Source organism: Pseudoflavonifractor capillosus (assembly GCF_016902575.1).
GTDB lineage: Bacteria > Bacillota > Clostridia > Oscillospirales > Oscillospiraceae > Enterenecus > Enterenecus capillosus_A.
In genome coordinates this window covers 87476-110110 of sequence record NZ_JACSNZ010000001.1, presented here as the reverse complement: position 1 = coordinate 110110, position 22635 = coordinate 87476, and the positions used below count along the sequence as shown (strand labels likewise).

Genomic DNA, 22635 nt, shown 5'->3' with positions numbered 1-22635 from the left:
TTATAAACTTCCCATATAAATCACCTCTATTCTGCCCATTGGTCTGAAATACATTTATCAAAAAATGCGGCCTCCAATTCCTTGAAATCTCTCGGATTCTCTATTTGGAACACTTGCCTGTTCCTATCAATAAACACCACATCGTCACAGAAATTCGCAATCAAATCAAGGTTATGGGCTGAAAAGAACACAAGACCACCTGCGTCTCGATATTCAATTAGAAACTTTTTTAAGGTAAAAACGCTTTCTGGATCAAGGCCATTAAAAGGTTCATCCAGAATTAGATTTCCTGCACCCGAAAGAAACGACGCAATCAGATACACCTTTTGTTTCATGCCAAGCGAATAGTTTGCAATATATTCGTTCAGTGACCGCTCCAACTTGAAAGCCGCTGACAACCTTTCGAGCGTTTCTTTTGCTTTAACGGCATTTTGGCGATATAGCTGTATGATGCACTTCAAGTATTCATTTCCGGTCAAATTCAAAAACATCTCTTTGCTGTCTGGAACATAGAAAAACTGAAACTTAGACTTAAACTCCCGATTATCAATCTCATCAATTTCAACATTTCCGCTATCCATGCTGGCCGGTTGTGTGATGGCATTTAATAATGTGGATTTACCAATGCCATTGACGCCAACCAGTGCATAAATCCGTTGATTGTCCAAGGAGCAGGAGATGTTTTCAAAAATTATTCTATTTCCATACTTTTTCGATATGCCTTTTACTTTAATCACGAAAACTCCTCCTGCAAAACAACCAATATACGCACTCTATCGCAACAACACAACCACTCACACAAACAGCAAATGGCAGAAGAGAAATATAATCATTGATTTGCGTTATAAAATAGATTTCCCCAACAGTCAAAGTTATTGAAGCAAAAAGCACAATTACTTTGCTGATATTTCCGTGGAGCAGCTCATTTGTGCTATTTGGTGAGCGTGGCATCTTATAGTCTAAAAATACTCCAAACCATACACAGCCATAATTCATTACAGTTCCATAAATGAGAAGTAAGAAGGCATCCAGTACAGATATACCGTAAAAAAATGTTGCTCCCGCCCAGAACAGCAATACCGTAATTTCTCCCCAAAAGAAACCTTGCAGGGTTTTCCAAAAAAATAATCGGTGTGTGGATATGGGAAGAAATGAAATGTATGCTTTATTCGGATCGCTGGAATAGGCGGTGCTTGAAATGGTGTTCACAGCACAGCAGGACACCAGCAGAAACAATTCTAAAGTATATCGTTCGGACACTCCTATCCAATCAAAGTTTTGCACCAATAGCCCGCACAGAACAATCACTGTCAGGATATTCTTTATGTTTGAAAAGAAAATGAGTTCCTTGTTTCTTGATACCCGTTTCCATTCCAACAGGAAGTACGGATTTTTAATTTTTGTAGGCGCTATGGCTTTATTGGCTTTTTGATGCTGAAAGTTCTGGGTGTTCAGATACCCGCGAACATATCCGGCCTTTACGCAAAAGTAAGCACAAAGAGTTGACAAAGCTGCAACCAACATTGCAATCAGGAGCCACTTGTCAGGGCAAAATACTTTATTCAGGTTTTCTAAAAATCCCGGCCGAAATAAAATCTCCGACACAAGATTTCCTGCTGATAGCGCCAACAACAAAAATGCTCCATATTGTAAGAGGATAAATCCATATCCCACAATGGATGCCGGAAGCAAATTGGCGATAGCCATAGAAATCAGCAGAACAAGCAGATCAATCAAACAGCTACCTATCCAACAAAACAGCATGATTGTTACTGTCGAAAACCAATCTGAAATGACATACAAAAAGCAGGCCCAAAATGCAGAAATGGTGACGCCTAATTGTAAACAGGCAAGACGGCCAATAACTAATAGGACTAATCTGCCTGACGATAGTGGGAAGCACAGAACATCTTTTATCCGCCGGTTGGTAAAAAGCTGATCGGGTATTTTATATATTCCAATAAATGCACTGATCCAAATTGCAAGGATGGACACGAATACACGATAGTCAGATATTGATCCGGGCAGGTAGTGACCCAATACATACCATATCAAGTACCCCACATAAATACCGATCATGGAAAGTGAAAGCGTAATAATGGGGGTGCTTCTGCTTTTTAAGATTGCTTTATAGAGTGTGCGCTTCATAGTTCTTCCGGCTTATATCTGTGAAATATAGGATGCCATCATGATTACTAAAAGAACAGCAAACACAATGCTATTCATTTTTGAAAGCCGCTTCTGCTTGATAAAGCCGATGTTTATAACCAGCGCAATGATTGGAAGCAGCCAGACAGCTAAAACGCTGGGTAAGGGATAATAGGTATCACCCGTATGCAAAATAGAAATCTGCTCCGGCAGGAAGAACAGCATAATGCCGGACAGGAGAAACATCAAAAGAATAATCGCAAAATTGACGGTTGCCAGTTTTGCATTATTTTCGGTGAAATTCTCACCAAGAAGGTTTTTTAACAGTTTGCGAATCATTTTATTAGCCTCCGTTGCTAAACCGGCTCAACCATTTTCTTCAAGGGTTTTCAGCCGCTTTATGATATTTCGGAAATGAACATCGTCTTTCAACGGTTCAAAGGTCTTGCAGTTAATAATGGCTTCTACCGCGCTTTTCTTAATCGTCATCTCATTGCGCGGCATATCGCTTCCCATTGTGAGCGTGTTTTCCAGCCAGCCATCTAAAAGGTCAAAGTATTCATCGCCATGTAAGCTCAAGGGATAGATATTGCTGGTTGCCAGTTGTGTATAGCCTTCCAGCAGCTCCAACGCTTTTTCAGAGTTTCCCAGTTTCATATATCCTTGTGCAATCGTGAAATACAGTGGAAGTATAATTCCTGGGTGCAATTTAGTCAGATTAAAAGCCTCTATCATTGCATAAGATTTTCTTGCAGTTTCTTCAAAAGCATCTTTGTTCTCTAAGCAAAGGCCCAGATAAATGGACAGTAGATTGATAAGTACAACGGTATGTTGAAAAATACCCACTTGTAAAATACTCTTGGCCTCTTTTTTGTTGCCTAAAAAGTGGTAGGCCGAAGCCAGCAAAGGTTCTGTGGATGTCATAGAAAAATCTGGCTCGCCCAAAAGATTTAATACTTCTGATGGATTGCCCAGGGTTAATTGGCATAGAGCCTCCATATTGAGGGCCTGTTTTGCCAGATCCACATTGTCTGTTTCGGACTTTACCCGTTCAAATAACCTGCTGGCATCCTCTAACATTTCTTTTGCCGCAGTCTTATCCTCAACGAATGGGCTATAGTTTACATACAAGCTCCCAATCTGATACAAAAGAGGAAAACAGGAGAAATACTTTTTCGTGATCTCACGGCATTGCTCCCGTACCTGTGCTATCGGCTGCGTAGAAAAGTCAGTTGCTAATTTTCGATACAGGGCTCGAATCTGCTCCTTTGTCATTTGCGGCTCATAGCCAATCAGTTCGTCAATACTGATATTAAAATAGGTAGCAAGCTGCGGTAACAAGGTAATATCAGGATATGTCATTCCTGTCTCCCATTTTGAAACAGCGGCTTTAGATACCCCCATATATGCGGCCAATTCATCTTGGGTAATTCCACGCTTATGGCGGTTTTCAACCAAGACACGACCAAGATGGATTTCTTTCATTATCCTTACCTCCTGATAATAGTATAAAAACTTTATGTCCGAAAAACAATGGAGCATATTTTAACTTCTTGAAGACAAATCAACCTGCAGGAAACATTCAAATTATACCACTGCCCCTCCGATATATGAATTCAAATTTTATATTTCCGGAAATCAATTTTGTGCAGAACATTCCGCAGTTTTTACTATTTAATAGGCGGAATACTTAAAAGGAGGTTCCCCCAATGTATAAGCCCCACACCATTGAGCAATACAAGATCCAGCGTTTTCTGGACGAAACCTTTGCGATGGAGCATTTCCTGGTCTCACCGCTGTCCCGCGCCTCGCTCTTGCTGGAGGATGAGACCGGCGAGCAGCTTGCTTTCGGCTTTTTGGATGACGAAGTGCGTGAGATCCCGCTCCCGCCGCCGGCCGCCCCGGAAGAAATCAAAGCTTTCATCCGGCGCTTCCGGTCCCTCAATCCCAAACCGCGTCTGCGTACCTTTGAAGATATTACCCGCTGGTGGCTGGACCACCCCAATCCTCTGACCTACCAGCAGGCTCTTGGGCTGTCGGACGAGCTCTACCGCCATTTTCTTTCCTACCCCATGATCGATGAGGAAGACGCTTATCGTCTGGCTTCTTCCGGGCTTGTCAGTGAAGATGATTACCGGGATATTCAGCTCTGGTATCTCGATGGCAACACCATCTCCCACTGGCTCGGTCCCTTCGGCGTAGATGGGACAGGCAATCTCTATCGTCTGATATTCGGCTACGGGACGCCGGCAGCCCGAGCACTCAAATTCTATCTGCTGGATGATTACTACCGCGACATGAACCATATATTGTGATTCGCCTCGCTTAAATATCTATATATAGTATTATACCGCTTGACAAACACAAGATATAGTGTTACACTTATCTTGTAATTGATTTTTGTGCGTTTCCCCTTGTGGGATACAGACTTAGCTTCTGTACCGCAGATTAAAAATCTGCATTGCACACGCAGTCAAGGTTGTATGCTGTATCAAGTGTCAGTGGTATTGCCGCGCCCTTTCGGGGCTGGTATCTGCTGGCACTTTTTATATATAGATATTAACGCCAGAGGCGAAGAAAGGAAGTGTTATGGCACAAATCGTTGTATTTGGCCGAGTCATGCACGAGCTTGTCCCGAAAGAGGGCCAGTCAAAACAGCAATATGTCTGTTTCGACCTGATGGAGCGTTCCGGCAACACCCCGCCGGACTACTACCAGGTATGGGCCCGCGGTGACGATGTTACCCGACTCATGCGGCTCAAGGTCAAAAAGGGAAGCATGATCTGGCTCACCGGATCGCAAAAACTGGTGGATGTTCGCCAAAAGGACGGAACCACAGTCAAGAAGCTGAAGATATGGCTGACGGACTTTGGATTTCTCCCCGGGCAGTCCTCCAAAGCAAAATCCGAAAGTGAACAGCATGACCCTGACGAAGCGGCACCTGTTCCGTCACCTCCCGAGGTGATGAATGGCGACCGCGAACCCCTGCCGGAATAAAATCCGGCGCAGCAGAGGGACCGTATCAAGTTTTCAGAATGATCTGAAGCTTGGTGCGGTCCCTCTTTTTTTGTTTTCAGGCAAAATCTAAAGGAAGGGCGGTAAGAAAATGAGTAATGACAAGGGACTTTTGAGCGGCAGCATCACCATCTTGATCGGTGCTGTCATCGCCATCATGGCTCTGATACGCGGGCCGTGGCAGGCGTGGCTGCTGATTGGGGTATTCACCCTTTGGGGGCTTTGGGTCGTTTTGATCCTCCTGCTCCCGTATATGCAGCAAGCCAAACGCCGCCGGCAGCGCCAACAGAGAGAACGCCGGCTACACGCTGAAGGCATTGCCCAGAGCACATCCCAGGTCCCGGAACTGGAGGAACCTGTTTCAGACGACCTGCTGCTCCGCTATGCCAACCACCGGATTCTGACCTATCTGCGCTCGTCGTATTCTGACGCCTGCTTTGAGTGGTGTGAGAAACGGCCGGCAGAGCTGATCCGCACCAATGGCACTGGGCGCATCCGGCTTCACAATGTAGATGGATTCGACCATGCAGACATCACATTCGGCCAGGACGCAACCATCCAGTGTGACCTGCTCAAAATCGTGCCTCTGTCCAAGGCTGGCACAGAACAGGGCGATGAAGCCAATATCCCGCCCAACAAGCAGCCCATTGATCCGCGCATCTGGTATGAAAACTGCGGGCGCGAAGTCATGGAAACGCTGATTGCCGACCTGAATTCCCGTGGACACAGCAAGCTCACGCTGCGGGAAAACGGCGACATCTGCATCCAGCAGGACGATGAACTGGTGCCGCAGGAACATCTTGCGAACTTTCCCGCGAAGGTCTACTGGCCCCGCTTGGTGGAAGTGTTTGAAAGCAAGGGCCTGTCGGCTGAAACCACGGCGCAGGGCATCCAGGTCTCCTGGTGACCGCCATCACCCAGAGAGGGGAGTGAAATCACAATGAAATCAGGGATCAGTCTTGTAGACATGGCAAAGGAGATCCAGCGCCAGGCTGATTTGAAAGCCGACTATATGCTGGACACCCGCAGCCTTCGTCTGGAGCCTTTTGACTCGAAGCTGTACCTCAACGCCTATGACCAGTCCGGTGTCCCGGCGCTTGAACCGCTGGAGGTCAATTCCATTGCCCACCGGCAGATTGGCACACACCTGAAGATCCCGGCAGCCTACTATGACAAGATGCTGGAGGAATATCCCCAACTGCTGGCGCAGAATGTGAACGCCTGGTTCCAGCGGGAGCCCTCTGTCCGTATGATCCGCACCATTGAGGGTACGGCACGGGCATTTTTAAGCAACCGCTACCGGCGCATTGACAACCTTGATATTGCGAGCATCGTCCTTCCTGTCCTTCAGGATATGGAGGGAATGCACTTTGAGAGCTGCCAGCTCACGGAAAGCCGTATGTATATCAAGGTAGTCAACACCCGCCTGGAGGCCGAGGTCGTGCCGGGCGACATCGTTCAGTCCGGCATCATCATCAGCAACAGCGAGGTGGGCCTCGGTTCGGTGAACATCCAACCGCTGGTCTATCGGCTGGTGTGCAGTAACGGTATGGTAGTAAACGATGCCCAGACGCGCCGCAACCATGTGGGCCGCGTCAACGAGGCTTCGGAGAACTATCAGCTGTATTCGGAAAAGACGCTGGAGGCCGACGACAAAGCCTTTGCCATGAAGATCCAGGACACGGTGCGGGCCGTGGTAGACGAGGTGCGCTTTACCCGTGTAGTCAATATGATGCGGGAGGCCAAAGATGCCCGCATGAATACCACCGATGTCCCCGGCATTGTCAAGCTGGTCAGCAGAGACTTCCACATCACCGATGAGGAAAGCTCCGGTGTGCTGCAGCGGCTGATCGAGGGCAACGACCTGACGCTCTATGGTTTATCCAATGCGGTGACCCGTCACAGCCAGGATGTTCAGGACTATGACCGAGCAACCGCGCTTGAGGGCATCGGCTACAACATTCTCTCCATGCCGGCAAGGCAGTGGAGCCGTATCAATCAGCTGGCCGCCTGAGTGGCCAACCATCCAATTTTAAGGAGGAACGAACTATGTACGAACAGAACACTTCTATGATGAACACTCCTGAGCGGAACACTTTCCTGCTCCCTGCGATGGTGGAGGGTGATTTCAGCAGCGATGAGATCGCGGAGGATGCGGACGGCCTGCAGATGATGAGTTTCCAGCGGGTGAAAATTCCCGCCGGCGGCGCCCTGCAGTTCGAGATCCCCACGGAAGACCCCGACAATCCGGACTATGCCCGGACTCTGGAGGGTGTTGTGCTCTACAATCATTCTGCTTATACCCTGTGGCCGGAAGGCAGCGAATATGACGAGGACACCAAGCCTCTCTGCTCTTCTGTGGACGGCAAGACCGGCATCGGTGAGCCGGGTGGCGCCTGCGCCACCTGCCCGATGAACGCATACGGTTCGGCCAGAGACGGCGGCCGCGGCAAGGCCTGCAAGAATATGCGGGACATCTACCTGCTGCGCAGCGGCGAGTACATGCCTCTGCTGATTTCTCTGCCGCCTACCAGCATCAAGCCGTTCAAGGAGTTCCTGAACCGGGCCTTTGTCTACCGCCGGCGCGCCACCTATGGCAGCCTGATCCAGATCGGGCTCAAGAAGGAGAACAATGGCAGCAACGACTACAGCGTTGCCACCTTCCGCCTTGTGCGCGACTTCCAGGGCGAGGAACTGGCTCAAATCCGCGCCTATGCCAATGGCTTTAAGGAGCAGATCAAGGCCATCAACATCCAGCGGGCCCTGATCAACGAGGAGCAGCGTACCAACGACTGCGACTATGTGATCCCGGAGTCCGCTACGGCGCCCGGCAGCCCCGATGGAAGCTATGTGGTCGGTGAGATCAACGGCAACTACGAGAAGCTGCCTGCGTAATGAGTTTTGTTGCGGCCTCAGCCGCATGACATGTCATCAAGGGATACCTTCGGCTTACGCCGGGGGTATCCCTTTTTTGCTTTAGACTGGAGGAAATATATATGTTATGTGAAGTACCGTTAACAAAGGAGCAACAGGAGTTTGCCGCTGAACATCACGGCTTGGTCTACAAATTTTTGAACGACAACCACCTGCCGGAAGACGAGTTTTATGATGTCGTCATTTTCCCTTACCTGAAGGCCGTGCAGGATTATTTTTCAGATGAATCGGCCCAACGCTATTCATTCGCGGCGATTGCCCGGCACAGAATGCGTCTGTGTGTCTATGATTACTTTCGTTCGCAAGCTCGCCGCAAGCGTAACGCCGAAATCCTCAGCATTCACATCGGTCTGTACCCGGACGGCGTGCCCCTGGAGGAACTGCTGCCGGCGCAGGATGATCTGATGCAGGAATTTGAAATGAAGCAGTTGCTTCATGACCTGGCTGGCCGTGTTTCCAGGCAGCAAATGAACATCGTCCGCATGAAGGGCTGCGGCTACGGCATCCGTGAGATCGCCAGCCGTGAAAAGCTCCCCATGAAACGCATCAAGGAGCTTCTGGAAGAGGTTCGCGCGGTGTTTCTGGAGTTGTGCTATGAGTAAATGCCTGCCGTCCCTGGCAGGCCAATGTCAAAAATGAATGGAGGCTGACTATTATGACGAAATCGAAAAAATCCATTGTAATGCACGGAATGCTTTTGTGCCCGCTGGTTCTCGGCCACTGCGCCTTCCTGCGCGCCAACGGCTCCGACTACCGGACCTCGCCCGTTGTGGCGATCCATCAGCAGTCCGGGGATCTGGTGCATTTTGAAACGCTCAACTCCAACTACTTCCTTTCGATGGACCCTTTCCCGCTGGCGGCCGCCAGCCCGCTCCCGACGGTTCTGGCCGCGTGCGCGTAGAGAAGTCAAAACAATAAGGGGTAATGCCCCATAGGTCCCGGCCGTGGCAGGCGCACTTGTCTGCCGCGGCCTTTTTTATGGAGGAATGTATGGAACAATCCAAAACCCTTGCTGTTTCCGTAAGCGCCAAGGAGTTTGTCACATACCAGTGCAGCCAATGCGGCCATTGCTGCCGCCGCATCGAGGGTTGTGTCATGGTGGAAAGCCTGGATGCCTACCGGATGGCAAAACACCTTCGAGAGCAGCATTGCGGTGTCAGTAGTACGGATGATGTGCTTCTCCAATACTGCGAGCCCACACCGCTCACCGATGAAGGGTATCCCATTTACACACTCAAAACAGTTGGAGCAGAAGCATCCTGTGTTTTTCTTCAGGGCAACCAGTGTAATATCTATGCCGCCCGTCCACGGACCTGCCGCCTTTACCCGTTTTCGGCGGGACCCGGTGAGCGCGGCCGGGATTTTGAATACTGCCTCTGTTTTGATGATAACCAGCAGTATCACTTCAACAGCGGGAAGGTGCTTGTCAAAGACTGGCTGTACCACAACTTTCCCCGGGAAGACAAGGAATTCTTGAAGCAGCAGTACCGGGCCATCCCGGAAATCGGCAAGCTGATGCGCCGCATACCAGAGGAACTACGCCGGGCATCTGTGTTCAAGGTCCTGTTCTATCACTACTACAACTTCGATCTGGATCAGCCGTTCCTGCCCCAGTATGAACAAAATAACCGCAGCCTTCTGCATGATCTTCGTCAGCTGGCACTTCTGGACTGAGGCGGCGCCTATGATGTATGCACTGGAACACTTTTCAGCGCAGGGAACAGGCTGCCGTCCATGTCGATGCTGGGTACAGTACGCTATCTGCGGAAAACATGAAATTTTAGAAAAGGTCTGCCAAAACCAGCGCCGGCCGGAGGAATGGCGGGTAATTCCTCTGGCAACAGGCGCACCGGAAGAAAGGAGTGCCGCATGAGTACCAATCAATACCAGGAGATGCGCAACCGCCAGCAGGCGGAAGTAAACGCATTTCCCATGTTCTTCGCTTTTAATAAACAGCAGTTTGCTGAAGGAATGCGCAAGCTGGGTCTGTCCCCCTCGGACACCCGCCAGGTATGCAGCATTTTTGCAGGCGGCTACTGTCGTAAAAGCGATGTCGCAAAACTGAATGAAATGTTCACCCGACACCGAAAAGAGCTGGAAGATGCCATTGCCGGCGACAAAACCGGGCAAGGTTTTATCTGTGATATGTTCCTCCAGGAGTTGGAGAACCATGAGTACAGTTATACCGGCGATGTGCAGGAAACTCTTGATGCTTTGGGCATTACGGCCCAGTATATGGAGGCAGTCCCGCAGCTGCTGGATGGTCTGGCTCTGGCCTGTGAAAAGGCTATGCAGGACGATTGTTTCGACTGACCCAGAAAGAAACCATGCCCTATCGGGGCCTGAATCAACAGCCGCCGCAGCTCATATGCCGCCGGCGGGCTTTTCATTGACAGGAGGTGCAATCTTTGAATTTTCACGAAACGATATGCGGCCGCCGCTTTTTTGACGCCCAGCTGCCTCATCTCATCAAGGCTCTGGAACGCATTGCCGATGGCCTTACCCGACCCAAAATGTCTTTGCCGCATGGCATGACTATTGAGCCCAATTTCCTGCATGACCTCTATTACGGCGAGTACGAACCAAGTGTTTTTAAGGAGCAGGACAAAAAGCAGCAGGTACTTAACCACACAGTATCTGCGGCTGAGACCGCCCTGCGCGGGGAACTCTCCAAAACTCCTGCAGCTCTGGCAGCTTTCGAGGTGTACCAAACGGCCGCCGGTGAGCGCAACAGTGCTGTGATTGAACAGGCTTTTGAGTCTGGATACCGTACTGCCATGCAAATGCTTTTTGCTGGGCTGGTATCTGCTCCGCCGGAGGACCACGCCAATGGATGAACAGCAGCACAACGCTATAGAATTGCCAAAAGGATTATACGAGCCTATGCTCCGGCAGCCGATGGAGTTAGACTTCCTGCTGGGGCAGGAACTCTCCCTTTGCTTTCATGATTTGGACGGCTCCCATGTGTTCAAGACCTGCTATGGCGATATCTGCAAAGCAGTCAATGCCTTACGGGACTATGCACGGCTGCTGGAGATGGCCTGTGAACAATGGGACCTGACTGGTTTTCATCGTGCCCTTTATGAGTATCATGCGGAAAAAATGAGGGAAATTGCAGGCAAATTTCAGGCCGGCATCGGCTATGACTATGACGCGGCCATGGAAAAATGCCGCAGGAAAAAGAAACGCAAAAAGAAGGAAGACGATTTTGGTGAGGATGCTCTTGTTCTGGCCTTCAAGCGGACAAAGCAACCCGCCGAGCAGATGAAGGAGGCAGATATTTATGTTGATGACTCTCCCTGGGAAGAGGACGAAGACGAACAGGAAAGTGACGACTGATCACAACACGACCCGCCCCAGCGGGTATCGGGATCGCCAGTCTGGTAAGCTGCAAGCCTACCGCTCTTTTGCTGCCACTCATTTGCATGTGTATGAGCGGTGCCGCCATTTTCGTCGCGGATAACCGAACGATTTTTGATCTGCGGGGCTGGGGCATTGTACCCAGCCCCACCCCACAAAAAGGAGGGAGCAATGATGATTTATCATCAGCCTGGAGAAGAATTTTGGCATGAGGGTGTCTGCTACAAAGTCGGCGGACGCATTGTTGCCAATGAAGCGAGCGATTACGCAGGGCTCTTCGGAAATATCCTTGAAATTCGCACCGAGGATGACCGAGAGACGGACAACGACACGCCGGACATCTACTGCGCGTTTGACCCGCCGGTACTCTCTGCGGACCGCCTTGCGCTGGAGCAGACCTTTTCACAGCTTTACCATGAGCAGAAACACATCGAGGATCTGGGCCTGGATATGGTCATTATGGGGCCTGAAATGATTGTTCCCCTTGAGCATCCGGCCCAGGTATATCCCGCAGGGACGCTCTATATAGTCGTCGTCCACTGGGCTACCGATGGGGAGTATGGTTCCTATGAAGCGATCTTCACGGAGCGCACCGATGCCCTACATCAATTTCACAATGACCTTCGGGAAGAATTTCTGGTTGGAAGCATTCCGCGCTGGAAAGAAAGCAGCCAATTCGTCGAAGAAGAGTCTGACAACAGCTATGAGTGCTATCTGGACGGCGAATACTGTGAGAACCATTTTTCGATTGCGCTGGAACAGCGGGCGCTGCCTCTTTCCCCTGCATTTTGCCGCAGCACGGCAGAATTGTACCGTGCGGAATGCCTGCGGGATGATTTCAGGGAGCATATTGAGAACCGTGACGATTTTCAAGAGCTCTCTGACACCCAGAAAGAAACACTGCTGCGTTCTCCCGATTTGCCGCAGCGGATTGCCAACCAGCTGGAACACAGCTGCGCCTACGGTGAGGCTTACTGGCAGGCGGTGTCCGATGTGGCACGCACTCTGCTGAAAGAGTTGCGGCAGCAATCCGCAGAACAGAGCCCCTGCGGACGCTGTGACACATAAATCATAATAGAATGGAGGTTTCACTACATGGACGAAAAAGAAAAGAAACTGCGTGAAGACTTGGAATTCCATCTGGATACGCTCCGGCGCAACCTGGAGGCCGTTTCAATGGAGGATCTGAAAACAAAGTACGCAAAGCCCTTCAAGGATCTGAAGGACAGCATCTGTAAAGCCGCCACTGAATACACCAAGTACATCTCGCTCAACGGTATCCGCATCAAGAGCCACTACGGTGACAATGCCATAAAATATATAAACGAGGCAATCAAAGATACTCCGTATCTGAAAAAGATCTCCGAGGCTGCCTTTGAACGGCAGGATATGGAGGAGATCACGGCACTGGCAAAGCAGCTTCGTGAAGTAGTTTTGCAGAGCCTGTATGTATTCAGCCTGCCGCTTTTCTGCCTGTATGTTCCTACGGAGTGCATGAAGGACTACCACATTCTCCCGGAGATCTATAATGATGTCACTTCGCAGGTCTTGCGGAACGGGGAATGGCTGCTTGCGGAGCATATCCGCCCCGGCGAACTGATCCCTGTGCAGTTCATTTTCGAGGTATCTGCGCCATCTGAGGAAGCGGCATGAAGCGGACACAAAAATACTTGAGCAGCGAGGCTCACGGTTATTTGCGGGAGGCGGAGGCCTGTTCCCTGGTTCTCAAAGACCTAGAGCGCATATCCGCCAAACTACAGCGGCGAATCGATAAAGAGGCCGCCGCAAGGCAAGCTGACTTTGAAGCCGCCATGCAGTACCACAGCGAGGCGGAAATTCAGGATGCCTACGGCTGGGAGTTCATCACTGAGGCACAGTATCATGCTTATTTGGATCTGTTCCGGCGTGGCAGAAAAGCGATAGAGGACCACCCTCCCACCATCTCTGAAATGGCGTTCTCCATTGTGCGGAAGGTCATTCGTGATTTAGAGACGGACAAACGGGAATATGAGTTTTCCGCTCTCACACCGGAGCAGCAGGTCGTGGAACTGCAGCGTGCAGAACAGGCCCGGAAAGAATGGAAAGCACATATTGCCCAGCTGCGGGAGAAACAGGGCCGTGTACTCAAATCCGAGGATTTGGAGGCTTCACAGTCTTAGTTTTCCTGCGCCTGCCAAATGCTCTGCCAAATAGGCAGAGGGCATCATTACAAAGGGATCGACAAACCGTACCGCTATGGTCTGCCGGTCCCTTTCTTTATAAAGGAGTAGAATATGAAGAAAAAATCATCTCACCCAATGCTGAGGAAATACACCGTAACGATTGAAGAACAGATCGTTCAGGAGTTTCCCGTGGAGGCTTATGACCTTTCCCATGCGCTGGAAACAGCCGAAGCTGCCTACAAGCAAGGGGAATTGGTGGTACAGCCCTCAGCACCGACTACCCGCCTGATCATGGCACGGCACAACAAGACCGGAAAAACAACCGGATGGAGAGAATTTTAACCATTACCACAAGGGAGAGATAAATATGAACTTATGGCATGACAAGTCTTATATTTCGCCTTCAGCCCCGGAATGGGTCGAACGGGGCTACGCTATGTACGATGTTCATTCGGTGCGCTTTCAATTTGTCTATACGGAAGAACAGAAGAAAGCCAACCGCCGTGCGCATACAGCGGCTGATGAGGGCCAAGCCCTGGTTATGGCTGCTGAGGTACGAAATTCTATTATGGAGCCCGTTATGGACGCCATCGCCCAAAATTTCGTCTGCTATCAGTATGAGGATACCGAGCCGGCGCCTTTCGGGAGCTGTCAGTGGGATCTCTTCTTCTGGTGCAATGATTTCAGCAATACGCTCCACGGCTGTGGCCTGTCCGGACGGGATTATTCCTACTTTACATTGAACTTCAACGAGAACCAGACTGTGGAAAAGCGTGCCGAGGTCTGCTGGCGGCTGCTGCAATTTCTGGAACACCGCTGCCGGAAAAACCGCAATCTGGATGTTGCCGTCCAGTACAGCATCTGGTACGACCATGAGAAGATCGAAAAAGATGCTGACCGGATGAAATGTCTGCTGGCGGGCTGCAGCTGCACCTATGGCAGTAAGGACGGGAAATTCCTGTTTGATGATGGCATTTTCTGCTTCCGTCCCAAGTACGCCAAGCGGCAGCTCTATCGTGTTTCTGATTCCGAGGTTCTTGCCCTGTGCTGGAAACTAGGCCTGACAGACGATGCTGCTGATGGCAGCCCTCTCGCAACGGGGAGGCACAGCGCATGAAGTACAGAGAAATCTATGCCGCATTGGCAAAGCAAAGGATGGATGTCCCGGGGTTCCGCTTTTTTGATTACAGCGGATGGCGGTCCCCCTGGCAGTCTTACATGACGCTCCAGCGGCCGCTGTGGATTGTGGCGGAAGACCCTGCATCAAGCCGGCGTCTCTGGATCACACAGGATGGAAGGGATCTGAGCATCACTGTTGGAAAAATGGATCAGAACGGCGGAAACTGCGGCACAGTAAAGCGCATATCGTGCCGGAACCGCACAGCTCTGGCCGCTGAATTGCGCCGTCTGTTTGACAGCGATGCGGCCTAATTGCATCAAGGGGCCGGTAGGCAACGCCCCAAAATCAGTTTATAGTTCAAAGAAAACGGGGGGCGTTTTGTTTTGAATGCCTCCTCCACCCTGCCCTTACCGGCAGGCTTATCACGAGGACCGGCAGGCTGCTCTTTGCGGCCTGCTGGTCTTCGTTCCGGGGGAAATCATGAAACCAATACCATTTAACATGAAAGGAACGGAATATGCCCTGACCATCAAGATTGCCACCTATCCGGAGGGCAATCTCGCCATCAAACTCTATCAGGAAAGCTTCGGCCAGTTGGTATTCTGGGACAGCCTCACGGTCAATCTGGGCGGCCTGTGTCCCAAGGATTGTGGATTTATCAATACCAAGTCCACCGGCAAACGCTTTTATGCCTGGATCAAGCGCAATGGCCTGGGGGAACGCACCGGCCAGGTCCGGCTGGAAGACGGCGTGGAATATGTGGAATACCTCTTCAATGCCAAAAAGTTGAAAAAGCTGGACCCAGACGGCTATACCTACTATGAACGGCGCTTGAAGGGAGAACTCGGCCGAAAATATGAGCGGCTCTATCAGGCGCTTCGGCGGCTGGCAAACCACATTCCGGATTTCCACTACACAGATTATAGCGGGTGGCGCAGGCTGCAAAATTCCTTTGACACACCCCCGCTGCGGGTCGAGGCCGAAGATCCGGCACATCACCGGCGCTTCACCTTTGAGCACCGCGGGATCATCCTGCGGACTACGATCACAGACTGTGACACCAATATTGCGCTAAGCAGTCTGTATCGCCGCCGGGAAGATATGGCCGCCGATCTGCTGGCGCTGTTCCAGGACGAGCTGCCTGCTTTTATGCCCTGGTCTGAAACACGCCGCAGAGAAAGCGACGCAAGGCATGACCCGCCCCTTGCTCAGACATTCAAAGAAACAAGCGAAGTCCGCCAAAAGGCGTCAAAAAAGAAATCCAGAAAAAGGAGCACAAAATCATGAAGATCAAATTATATCCCAAGGACTTGTTAGAAGCGGCCTGGCGCAAGGATAAAAAGCTGTACGCAGACGGCGATGCCGCAGAGCCGCCCCAATGCCTACGGTGCGGCGCCCCTCTGGCGGCCCACCTGATGGTCAACGCCCTCAGCCGCTATGCGGATGTGCAGATCTGTGAAGCCTGCGGCATGGACGAGGCCCTTCGGGATGCCGTCCATACTCCTTTGCCCCTCGCAGAATGGGACGCGGTGAAGCGCGGCAGACTTCCGGCCTCAGAAAAAGGGCGCATATGCTATTTGGATACCACCTGCACCTTTGAGGAAGTATTCCGGCACACCGATACACCGCCTATGCAGCTCCCCGGCCAGCCGGTCAGCGAGGTCGTTTACTCCCGCTCGGATTATGACGGCTATGAAACAATCGTCAAAGCCCATGAGGGCGACCCGGACGCAATCGACACTGTTCTTTCCCACTACGCCGGATATATCCGCTACTGTTCCAAAGTACACGGGAAAGTCAACGCCGAGGTTGAGGAATATGTGAAGCAGCGGCTAATTGCCGCATTGTTTAAGTTTCGCTTTGACTGATAGATTGAAAAAATGAATACCGACTGTCATTGGCGGTGCTACTCAGCAAGTTTACAATTCATACAAAATTCTGCTATGCTTACCTTGATGAATGAGGTATAATCAATCTGGCAATAAATTAGAAGTCAAGTTGGAGGAACAAATTTATGATACGTCCTTTATCAGAAAAAGATTATAATATAGCGATTGATATAGTAAATACGAATTGGAAAAGGACATATTCAAATTATGTAAATCCTTCTTTGCTAAATGAAATTGGCTGTAAAGAACGTGCAGAAGAACTAAGGCATGACTTTCAATCAAAACGGTTGTCGGAATATGTTTGGGAAGAACAAGGGCAGATATTAGCTCTATTATCAATAGGTGATACAGCAGATATAGATAAAAAAGGAGCTTTTGAGATTTGGCGTATTTATGTAAGGCCAGAAGCACAAGGACATAATATCGGTAGCAAATGTATTTTATTTGCTGAACAAGAAGCTAAAAGACAAGGTTATCAAGAAATTGTTATATGGGCATTTCAGGAAAATACGACCGCCATCTCATTTTATCAAAAGAATGGTTATGTGATCGATAAAAACGAATATTTGGGTGAGCCGTATTTAACATTTGGAATACGCTTAATAAAAACTCTGATGTAACTCTTTTGTTATCAAGAAATGGACGCAACAGAAATCCGAATTTCTCACTACTTCATTCAACAAAGCAGAATTTCTCGAGCTAACCTGGCCCGAACTTTCAAAACTAAATACCAGCCGCCCACCGGCGGCCAGCGAAAGCAGTAAGTCTGAAAAAGATTTGCTGCTTTTTTGTTGTCCATTTGGCAAAATCGCAAATCACCCGTAGTAGATAGGTGAAACCAGAAAAAGCCGCCTGCCCCGTTTGGCAAATTTCAAAACGCGGTGGTGTAGGGAGTGAAAGGAAAATTTCTCTGCCCCGTCGGTTGCCAAAATCCTGTTGCCCGGATTACTAAGGCAAAAGAAATTTTGAAAAATCCCCGTCCAGCGGGTAGTTGGCGGCCTTTGAAATGTATCTTTAAAGGAATCCGACAATATGGAAATCAAGATTCAAAATGTCAGTATGACCTACCCCAGCGGGAAGCAGGCCTTAAAGGGGCTGAACTTGGAGTTGAAATCCCCCAGCCTCATCGGCCTGCTGGGCCCCAACGGGGCGGGCAAATCCACCCTGATGAAGCTGCTGGTGGCAGCCCTGCAGCCCACCGGGGGGAACATCCTGGTGGACAGGATGCCGTTAAGCAAGGCCGAGAACCAGTTGAAGGCCAGTCTCGGCTATCTCCCCCAGGACTTCGGTTTGTTCGATGAGCTGACGGTCACCCAGTTTTTAGACTACATGGCCGCACTCAAGGGGATTGCGAATCCCAAGGCCGCAATTCAAAAGACAATACAGGCGGTCAATCTGGAAGAAAAGGCAAAATCCAAAATCCGCACCCTCTCCGGCGGCCAGCGCCAGCGGGTGGGCATCGCCCAGGCTCTGTTAGGGAATCCCCCCTTCCTGATCTTTGACGAACCAACCGTGGGGCTGGACCCGGAGGAGCGCATCCATTTCCGCAACCTGTTCTCCCGCACCGCCGAGGAGCATCTGGTGCTTCTCTCCACCCACATCATTGAGGATGTGCAGTCGGTCTGCGACCAGATCGTGGTCATTCACCACGGAACCATCCTGTTCACCGGCACACCGGAGCAGCTGATCCAGTCGGCTGCCGGCCATGTGGGCGTCTTTTGGGAGAAGGACGAGACGCTGGAGCAGGGGCTGCACATCACCGCCCGGGTAAACACCAGCCAGGGCATCCGCTGTCGGGCCGTGGCGGACAAGCTGCCGCCCTATGCCCAGGCGGAGGAGCCCTCTTTGGAGGATGCTTACCTCTATCTGATCTCCAGGGAGGCGGTACAATGAAGACAATGCGGCTCTTTCCCCTGGAACTAAAGCGGCTGCTGCAAAGCCGCCTGACCTGGCTGATGATGGCTTTGACGGTCCTCTCCCCGGTGCTGGGGCTGGTGCTCTACAAGCCCGCCACCTCCACCACCATGCTCTCCATGTATCTGGCAAACCCCGCGATTGCCGGCGGTGTGGCCGGTGCCATCCTCTTCGGCCTGCTGACCATCTTTGAACTGGACCGGGCCTGCCGCAGCCGGGTGGACATTCTCACCGACGCGGTGGTGTCCCCTCTGACCACGGCCCTGACCCGCCTGCTGGCCCTGCTGACGGCCGCGGTGCTGACGGTGGGCCTCACGATGCTGGTCTGGCTGCCCATCAGCACGGGGCTGATCGGCTCCGTGTTCACCGGAGCAAACTATGTGCTGGCCTATCTGCTGTTCATGGGGCTGGCGCTGCCCCTGGGCATCCTGACGGCGGCCGCAGCCTACCAGTTCACCCGCCGGGCGGATCTGTCCATCGTCCTGTTTATCGCCTTCTGCGCCCTGAGCCTGACGGTGTGGGCAGCGGAATGGCAGTTATGCTGGTTCAACCCCTGCGTGTGGGCTTTGTCCGATGACTTCTCCAACCTCCGTGTATTTCGGTCGGTGGCCTGGATGCGTTTCACCTGGCTCCTTACACTGGCCGGGGTTTGGACAGTCTCCTATCTCTGCATCCGGCAGTATGGGAAGGACGTGTTCGGCTCCCTGGCCCGGAGCGTCCGGCGGCTCTACCGCCCGGTGATCGCCCTGGCGCTGCTGGCCTGTTCCGGCGCCGCCTATGCCGCTCAGCCCTTTATCGACCACAGCAACCCGGATTTAACGGTGATGTCCTTCTATGAGATCCCCTATGCCGAGGGCGTCACCTTTGTCCGCCGCACCGCCCAGGTGTTTCCGGACACCGATGCCGGCACTGTGACGGGCCGGGCCTCCTACCAGTTCCAGAACACCTCCGGCCAGGAGCAGAGCGTCTCCTTCGGCATCAACCCGGGCTACGCCATCTCCAATGTGAAAGCCAATGGCGCTGATGTTCCCTTCACGGTGAGCGACTACCAGGAGTACAACGAGGCTCTGCTGGAAGTCACTATTCCCGCAGAGGAGGACGTGGAGCTGACCATGGAGTACAGCGGCTTCCCCCAGGAGAGCCTGCCCACCATGCAGGGCGGCAAGGAGCTGAGCGGCGAATACCTCTGCCTGGAAAACTCGGCCCTCTCGCCCCGTGTGATGAATGTCATGCCCGGGGATGCCGGCTATCCCGCTGAAATTGAGATCACCCTGCCGGAAAATATGCTGGCGATCCCCTTCGGCTCCAGCGAGGCCAAGGTCGTCGCGAAACACGAGGACGGCACCAGAACATGGCGGTATGAACAAAACGGCGCCGGCGGCATTCTCTACGCCGGGGACTATATCCGGGAGGACATCGAGGCCGGCGGCATGACCATCCAGTTCTACTACGGCCGCAAGCATCAGGCCGTCATGGAGGCTGCCAAAGCTGTAGACGCGGTGAAGGAAGTGGTGGACTACTGTACCGAGCATTATGGTTCCCTCTCCTTCGGAACCGGGGAGACCCTGAAGCTCATCCAGAGCCGGGTAGCCGGCGGCGGCTACGCCACCACAGGGGCCAGCCTGCTGGATGAGGCGGACTTTACCGCCGCCAACCTGGGGAACACCGAAAAGGGCGGCGGCACCGGTGAGGTCATGATCCACGAGCTGGTCCATCAGTGGTGGGGCCTGGGCAACATGTTTGATACCTCCGATTCCACCAGCCCCTGGTCCGCCGAGGGCCTGACTGTCTACACCACCTACCGTATCGTCAGGGAGCTGTACGGCGAGGAATATGCCCAAAAGCATTATGTGGATCAGTGGCAGGAAGCGGTAGATGACTACTACCTGAACTTCTATGTGCGCAATCCTGAATATCTGGAGATGCTGCCGGAGCAGGTGCAGCTTGCCATCTCCAATAGTCTGTCTCAGGTTCGGCAGTACAATGAGATGCCCCTGAAAATTTGGAAAGCGGAGCAGTTGGTGGGCGGCGAGGAGGCCATGGATCAGATCCTCCATGATCTGTTCAACCGGGAACTGGACCCCATGTATCCCTATCTGACCTACCAGGAATTTTTAGATGCCTGCGGGCTGACGGAGGAGGATTTGAACCTTGAGTAAGATTTTTCGATATGAATGCCGCAGGCTGCTGTGGAACAAGTTTTTTATCGGGCTGGCGGTTGTGCTGCTTCTCTACGGGGCGCTGGTGCTCCATGCCGTAACTATCCTGGGGGTATCCCACACCGCCCCCTTTTCCCCCTGGAGCTTTGGGGATTATCTCTCCCGCATGCTGCCTTTGCTGTGGATCGGGATGCTGTTCTTTCTGACCTTTTATACCTCGCCCAAGGCCCGGCGGGCGGCAGTTCTCATGGACGCTACGCCGATGCCGCCCAAGCAATATGCTTTGGTCCGGTGCGCCGCGGCCCTGACGGGCGGCGTTCTGCTGAGTCTGCTGTGCATGGGAGAGGCGGCGGTGTTCTACGGCCGTATGTTCCACCGGTACGGCTGGGGGAGTCTTCTGCTCCCGGCTCTGGCGACCCTTCTTCCCGCCATGGTGTTCGCACTGGGGAGCGGCTGGCTGCTGGGGCAGATCCGGCCCTGGCTGGTGTATGTGTGGATGGCGGTACCCTTCCTGTGTATGGCCTTGCCGTTGCCCGACGCCCTGGGAATCTGGAACGGACATTTTTTCAGCAAGTACCCTCTAGCACTTGGTACTTTAGACCCCGCCTTCTCTATGCCGGCCGCAGTTCTGATCGTTCAGTGCATACTGTTGGCCGCGGGCATCGTCCTGTTGATGGTTCGCCCCGCACGATCCAAACGATAAGAAACGGGGAGAAATTGAACGATTGGAGGTGAGCTGCATGGGAAGTTTATAATTCTATCGTTTAGGGACGATGAAGAAGCCCTTTTTAGCAAAGCAATATCGGCCTTTGCTTCAGTCGCAGACTTGTCCACAGTGGCCGCCTCCGCAGACGCACTGCTGCTCTTTGGCTCGTTGCAAATCGACCCGCATCGCAGGCTGGTATGGAAGTCCGGCCAGGCGGTGGAGCTGACGCCGATGGAGTTTGATATTCTGCTTCTGCTGGCCCGCCGACCAGGGCAGGTACTCACTGCCCGTCAAATTTATGAGGCTGTTGCAGCGGACTCCTTTGACGCCAGCTGGACGGGGATATCCAGCATGGTCTACAAGCTCCGCCGCAAGCTGGGCGCCGGTATCATCGAAACCGTCCGAGGCCACGGCTACCGCTTCGCACCTAAATAGCAGAACATAGCAGAACAGCGCCGTCCCGGCTCTACCGGGGCGGCGCTGCTGTAATATTAGATAAATTAGGTTCTTTTATACCTTGTTAAATAATCCGGGATTAGTTGACTTCACTCCATCTTTATGGTAAGCTTTTTTCTACAAGTAAAACTATGCTCTCTGGGAAGGAAGTGAAACAATGGGAAAGGAAAAGCCAGTAGAGGGAAAGTTTGTTACTTCGGTCAAAGTCGGGCCGAAAGGACAGATCATTGTCCCGAAAGAGGTTCGGGATATGTTTAATATCCAGCCGGGCGATATGCTGTTGATGTTGGCCGATGTCGAACAGGGTATTGCTATCCAAACATTCAATACCACGAATGAAATGTTTGAAAATCTGTTTCCGGGAAAGAAATAATTTATGGAGAATATATTGCCGCGCTTCATTTCGAGGCGCGGTGTTTTTTTGCCGTAAAAGTAAAACTTGTAAAACTTGTATTGACTTTCACCGCCTCACGCGCTATAATGCAAATATGGTGTTACAAGTAAAACTTGTAACACCATAAAAAGGAGGAAACCGGATGACAGAAGAAAAAAAGAATAGTACATCTGTCGGGAAAAACCGTTACATGGCTACCGTCAAAGTCGGTTCAAAAGGTCAGATTGTCATACCGCAAAAGGCACGACAGCTTTTGCACCTTAAACCGGGTGATATGCTCCTGATGCGAGCTGATAGCTCCCTCGGTATCGCCATTCAACCGCTTGATATGGTTGGTGATTTGTTTGACGATCTTTTCCGCACATCACCTAACTAATT

30 protein-coding genes are annotated in these 22635 nt (G+C 51.6%); 26 read left to right on the top strand and 4 right to left on the bottom strand.

The window, feature by feature from the left end:
* Positions 1-26: 26 nt before the first annotated feature.
* From H9X86_RS00620 to H9X86_RS00605, 4 genes are read right to left on the bottom strand one after another with little or no spacing between them, the layout of a single operon-like run.
* The gene (locus H9X86_RS00620; protein WP_204899667.1) at positions 27-737 is read right to left on the bottom strand and encodes an ATP-binding cassette domain-containing protein; all 711 of its coding nucleotides are present in this window, start codon (positions 735-737) and stop codon (positions 27-29) included.
* Complete coding sequence (locus H9X86_RS00615; protein WP_204899666.1) at positions 730-2148, bottom strand: hypothetical protein; 1419 nt, start codon at positions 2146-2148, stop codon at positions 730-732. The genes H9X86_RS00620 and H9X86_RS00615 overlap by 8 nt, the downstream gene beginning before the upstream one ends.
* Positions 2149-2160: 12 nt before the next feature.
* Complete coding sequence (locus tag H9X86_RS00610) at positions 2161-2487, bottom strand: hypothetical protein (protein WP_087180074.1); 327 nt, start codon at positions 2485-2487, stop codon at positions 2161-2163.
* A gap of 27 nt (positions 2488-2514) precedes the next feature.
* Positions 2515-3633: a helix-turn-helix domain-containing protein gene (locus tag H9X86_RS00605; protein ID WP_204899665.1), complete on the bottom strand. Its 1119-nt coding sequence runs from the start codon at positions 3631-3633 to the stop codon at positions 2515-2517.
* Positions 3634-3857: 224 nt separating this feature from the next.
* Between H9X86_RS00605 and H9X86_RS00600 the strand changes: the two genes are divergently transcribed.
* From H9X86_RS00600 to H9X86_RS00475, 26 genes are all read left to right on the top strand, one after another.
* The gene (locus H9X86_RS00600) at positions 3858-4463 is read left to right on the top strand and encodes a hypothetical protein (RefSeq protein WP_204899664.1); all 606 of its coding nucleotides are present in this window, start codon (positions 3858-3860) and stop codon (positions 4461-4463) included.
* 274 nt (positions 4464-4737) lie between these two features.
* Positions 4738-5145 (top strand): single-stranded DNA-binding protein, encoded by a 408-nt coding sequence (locus tag H9X86_RS00595; protein WP_058963720.1) that lies wholly within the window; start codon positions 4738-4740, stop codon positions 5143-5145.
* Positions 5146-5254: 109 nt separating this feature from the next.
* Entirely contained in the window at positions 5255-6070 is an 816-nt protein-coding gene (locus H9X86_RS00590; RefSeq protein WP_204899663.1) for a hypothetical protein, read from the top strand.
* A gap of 33 nt (positions 6071-6103) precedes the next feature.
* The gene (locus tag H9X86_RS00585; RefSeq protein ID WP_204899662.1) at positions 6104-7177 is read left to right on the top strand and encodes a DUF932 domain-containing protein; all 1074 of its coding nucleotides are present in this window, start codon (positions 6104-6106) and stop codon (positions 7175-7177) included.
* Positions 7178-7212: 35 nt separating this feature from the next.
* Positions 7213-8058, top strand: a complete 846-nt coding sequence (locus tag H9X86_RS00580; RefSeq protein WP_204899661.1) for a hypothetical protein — start codon at positions 7213-7215, stop codon at positions 8056-8058.
* 101 nt (positions 8059-8159) lie between these two features.
* Positions 8160-8699, top strand: a complete 540-nt coding sequence (locus tag H9X86_RS00575) for a sigma-70 RNA polymerase sigma factor region 4 domain-containing protein (protein WP_204899660.1) — start codon at positions 8160-8162, stop codon at positions 8697-8699.
* Between the two features lie 53 nt (positions 8700-8752).
* Positions 8753-8998 (top strand): hypothetical protein, encoded by a 246-nt coding sequence (locus H9X86_RS00570; RefSeq protein WP_087235906.1) that lies wholly within the window; start codon positions 8753-8755, stop codon positions 8996-8998.
* An 89-nt stretch (positions 8999-9087) separates the two neighbouring features.
* Positions 9088-9771: a YkgJ family cysteine cluster protein gene (locus H9X86_RS00565; protein WP_058963725.1), complete on the top strand. Its 684-nt coding sequence runs from the start codon at positions 9088-9090 to the stop codon at positions 9769-9771.
* Positions 9772-9966: 195 nt separating this feature from the next.
* On the top strand, positions 9967-10410 hold the full coding sequence (locus tag H9X86_RS00560; RefSeq protein WP_204899659.1) for a DUF7659 family protein: 444 nt from the start codon (positions 9967-9969) through the stop codon (positions 10408-10410).
* Positions 10411-10505: 95 nt separating this feature from the next.
* Positions 10506-10934, top strand: a complete 429-nt coding sequence (locus tag H9X86_RS00555) for a DUF6809 family protein (protein ID WP_058963727.1) — start codon at positions 10506-10508, stop codon at positions 10932-10934.
* Positions 10927-11436, top strand: a complete 510-nt coding sequence (locus tag H9X86_RS00550; protein ID WP_204899658.1) for a hypothetical protein — start codon at positions 10927-10929, stop codon at positions 11434-11436. Before H9X86_RS00555 ends, H9X86_RS00550 begins: the two co-directional genes overlap by 8 nt.
* Positions 11437-11631: 195 nt before the next feature.
* Positions 11632-12525: a hypothetical protein gene (locus H9X86_RS00545; protein ID WP_243416760.1), complete on the top strand. Its 894-nt coding sequence runs from the start codon at positions 11632-11634 to the stop codon at positions 12523-12525.
* 27 nt (positions 12526-12552) lie between these two features.
* A complete protein-coding gene (locus tag H9X86_RS00540; RefSeq protein WP_204899656.1) occupies positions 12553-13110 on the top strand; it encodes a decarboxylase in 558 nt (185 codons plus the stop codon).
* Entirely contained in the window at positions 13107-13616 is a 510-nt protein-coding gene (locus H9X86_RS00535; RefSeq protein ID WP_204899655.1) for an adenylosuccinate lyase, read from the top strand. The genes H9X86_RS00540 and H9X86_RS00535 overlap by 4 nt, the downstream gene beginning before the upstream one ends.
* A 114-nt stretch (positions 13617-13730) precedes the next feature.
* Positions 13731-13961, top strand: a complete 231-nt coding sequence (locus tag H9X86_RS00530; RefSeq protein WP_204899654.1) for a hypothetical protein — start codon at positions 13731-13733, stop codon at positions 13959-13961.
* A 94-nt stretch (positions 13962-14055) separates the two neighbouring features.
* A complete protein-coding gene (locus H9X86_RS00525) occupies positions 14056-14736 on the top strand; it encodes a hypothetical protein (RefSeq protein WP_204899653.1) in 681 nt (226 codons plus the stop codon).
* On the top strand, positions 14733-15050 hold the full coding sequence (locus tag H9X86_RS00520) for a hypothetical protein (protein ID WP_204899652.1): 318 nt from the start codon (positions 14733-14735) through the stop codon (positions 15048-15050). Before H9X86_RS00525 ends, H9X86_RS00520 begins: the two co-directional genes overlap by 4 nt.
* 169 nt (positions 15051-15219) lie before the next feature.
* A complete protein-coding gene (locus H9X86_RS00515) occupies positions 15220-16026 on the top strand; it encodes a DUF4313 domain-containing protein (RefSeq protein WP_204899651.1) in 807 nt (268 codons plus the stop codon).
* Positions 16023-16607, top strand: a complete 585-nt coding sequence (locus tag H9X86_RS12965) for a helix-turn-helix domain-containing protein (protein WP_430736078.1) — start codon at positions 16023-16025, stop codon at positions 16605-16607. Before H9X86_RS00515 ends, H9X86_RS12965 begins: the two co-directional genes overlap by 4 nt.
* A 146-nt stretch (positions 16608-16753) precedes the next feature.
* Positions 16754-17248: a GNAT family N-acetyltransferase gene (locus H9X86_RS00505; protein ID WP_204899650.1), complete on the top strand. Its 495-nt coding sequence runs from the start codon at positions 16754-16756 to the stop codon at positions 17246-17248.
* Positions 17249-17660: 412 nt separating this feature from the next.
* Positions 17661-18521: an ATP-binding cassette domain-containing protein gene (locus H9X86_RS00500; protein ID WP_204899649.1), complete on the top strand. Its 861-nt coding sequence runs from the start codon at positions 17661-17663 to the stop codon at positions 18519-18521.
* Complete coding sequence (locus H9X86_RS00495; RefSeq protein WP_204899648.1) at positions 18518-20701, top strand: hypothetical protein; 2184 nt, start codon at positions 18518-18520, stop codon at positions 20699-20701. Before H9X86_RS00500 ends, H9X86_RS00495 begins: the two co-directional genes overlap by 4 nt.
* Positions 20694-21404: a hypothetical protein gene (locus H9X86_RS00490; protein ID WP_204899647.1), complete on the top strand. Its 711-nt coding sequence runs from the start codon at positions 20694-20696 to the stop codon at positions 21402-21404. Before H9X86_RS00495 ends, H9X86_RS00490 begins: the two co-directional genes overlap by 8 nt.
* A gap of 132 nt (positions 21405-21536) precedes the next feature.
* Complete coding sequence (locus H9X86_RS00485; protein WP_346011400.1) at positions 21537-21842, top strand: winged helix-turn-helix domain-containing protein; 306 nt, start codon at positions 21537-21539, stop codon at positions 21840-21842.
* Between the two features lie 178 nt (positions 21843-22020).
* Positions 22021-22236: an AbrB/MazE/SpoVT family DNA-binding domain-containing protein gene (locus H9X86_RS00480; RefSeq protein WP_082669688.1), complete on the top strand. Its 216-nt coding sequence runs from the start codon at positions 22021-22023 to the stop codon at positions 22234-22236.
* A 163-nt stretch (positions 22237-22399) separates the two neighbouring features.
* Positions 22400-22633 carry an AbrB/MazE/SpoVT family DNA-binding domain-containing protein gene (locus H9X86_RS00475; protein WP_058966928.1) on the top strand — a complete coding sequence of 78 codons (234 nt, stop codon included), beginning with the start codon at positions 22400-22402 and terminating at the stop codon, positions 22631-22633.
* Positions 22634-22635 lie beyond the last annotated feature (2 nt).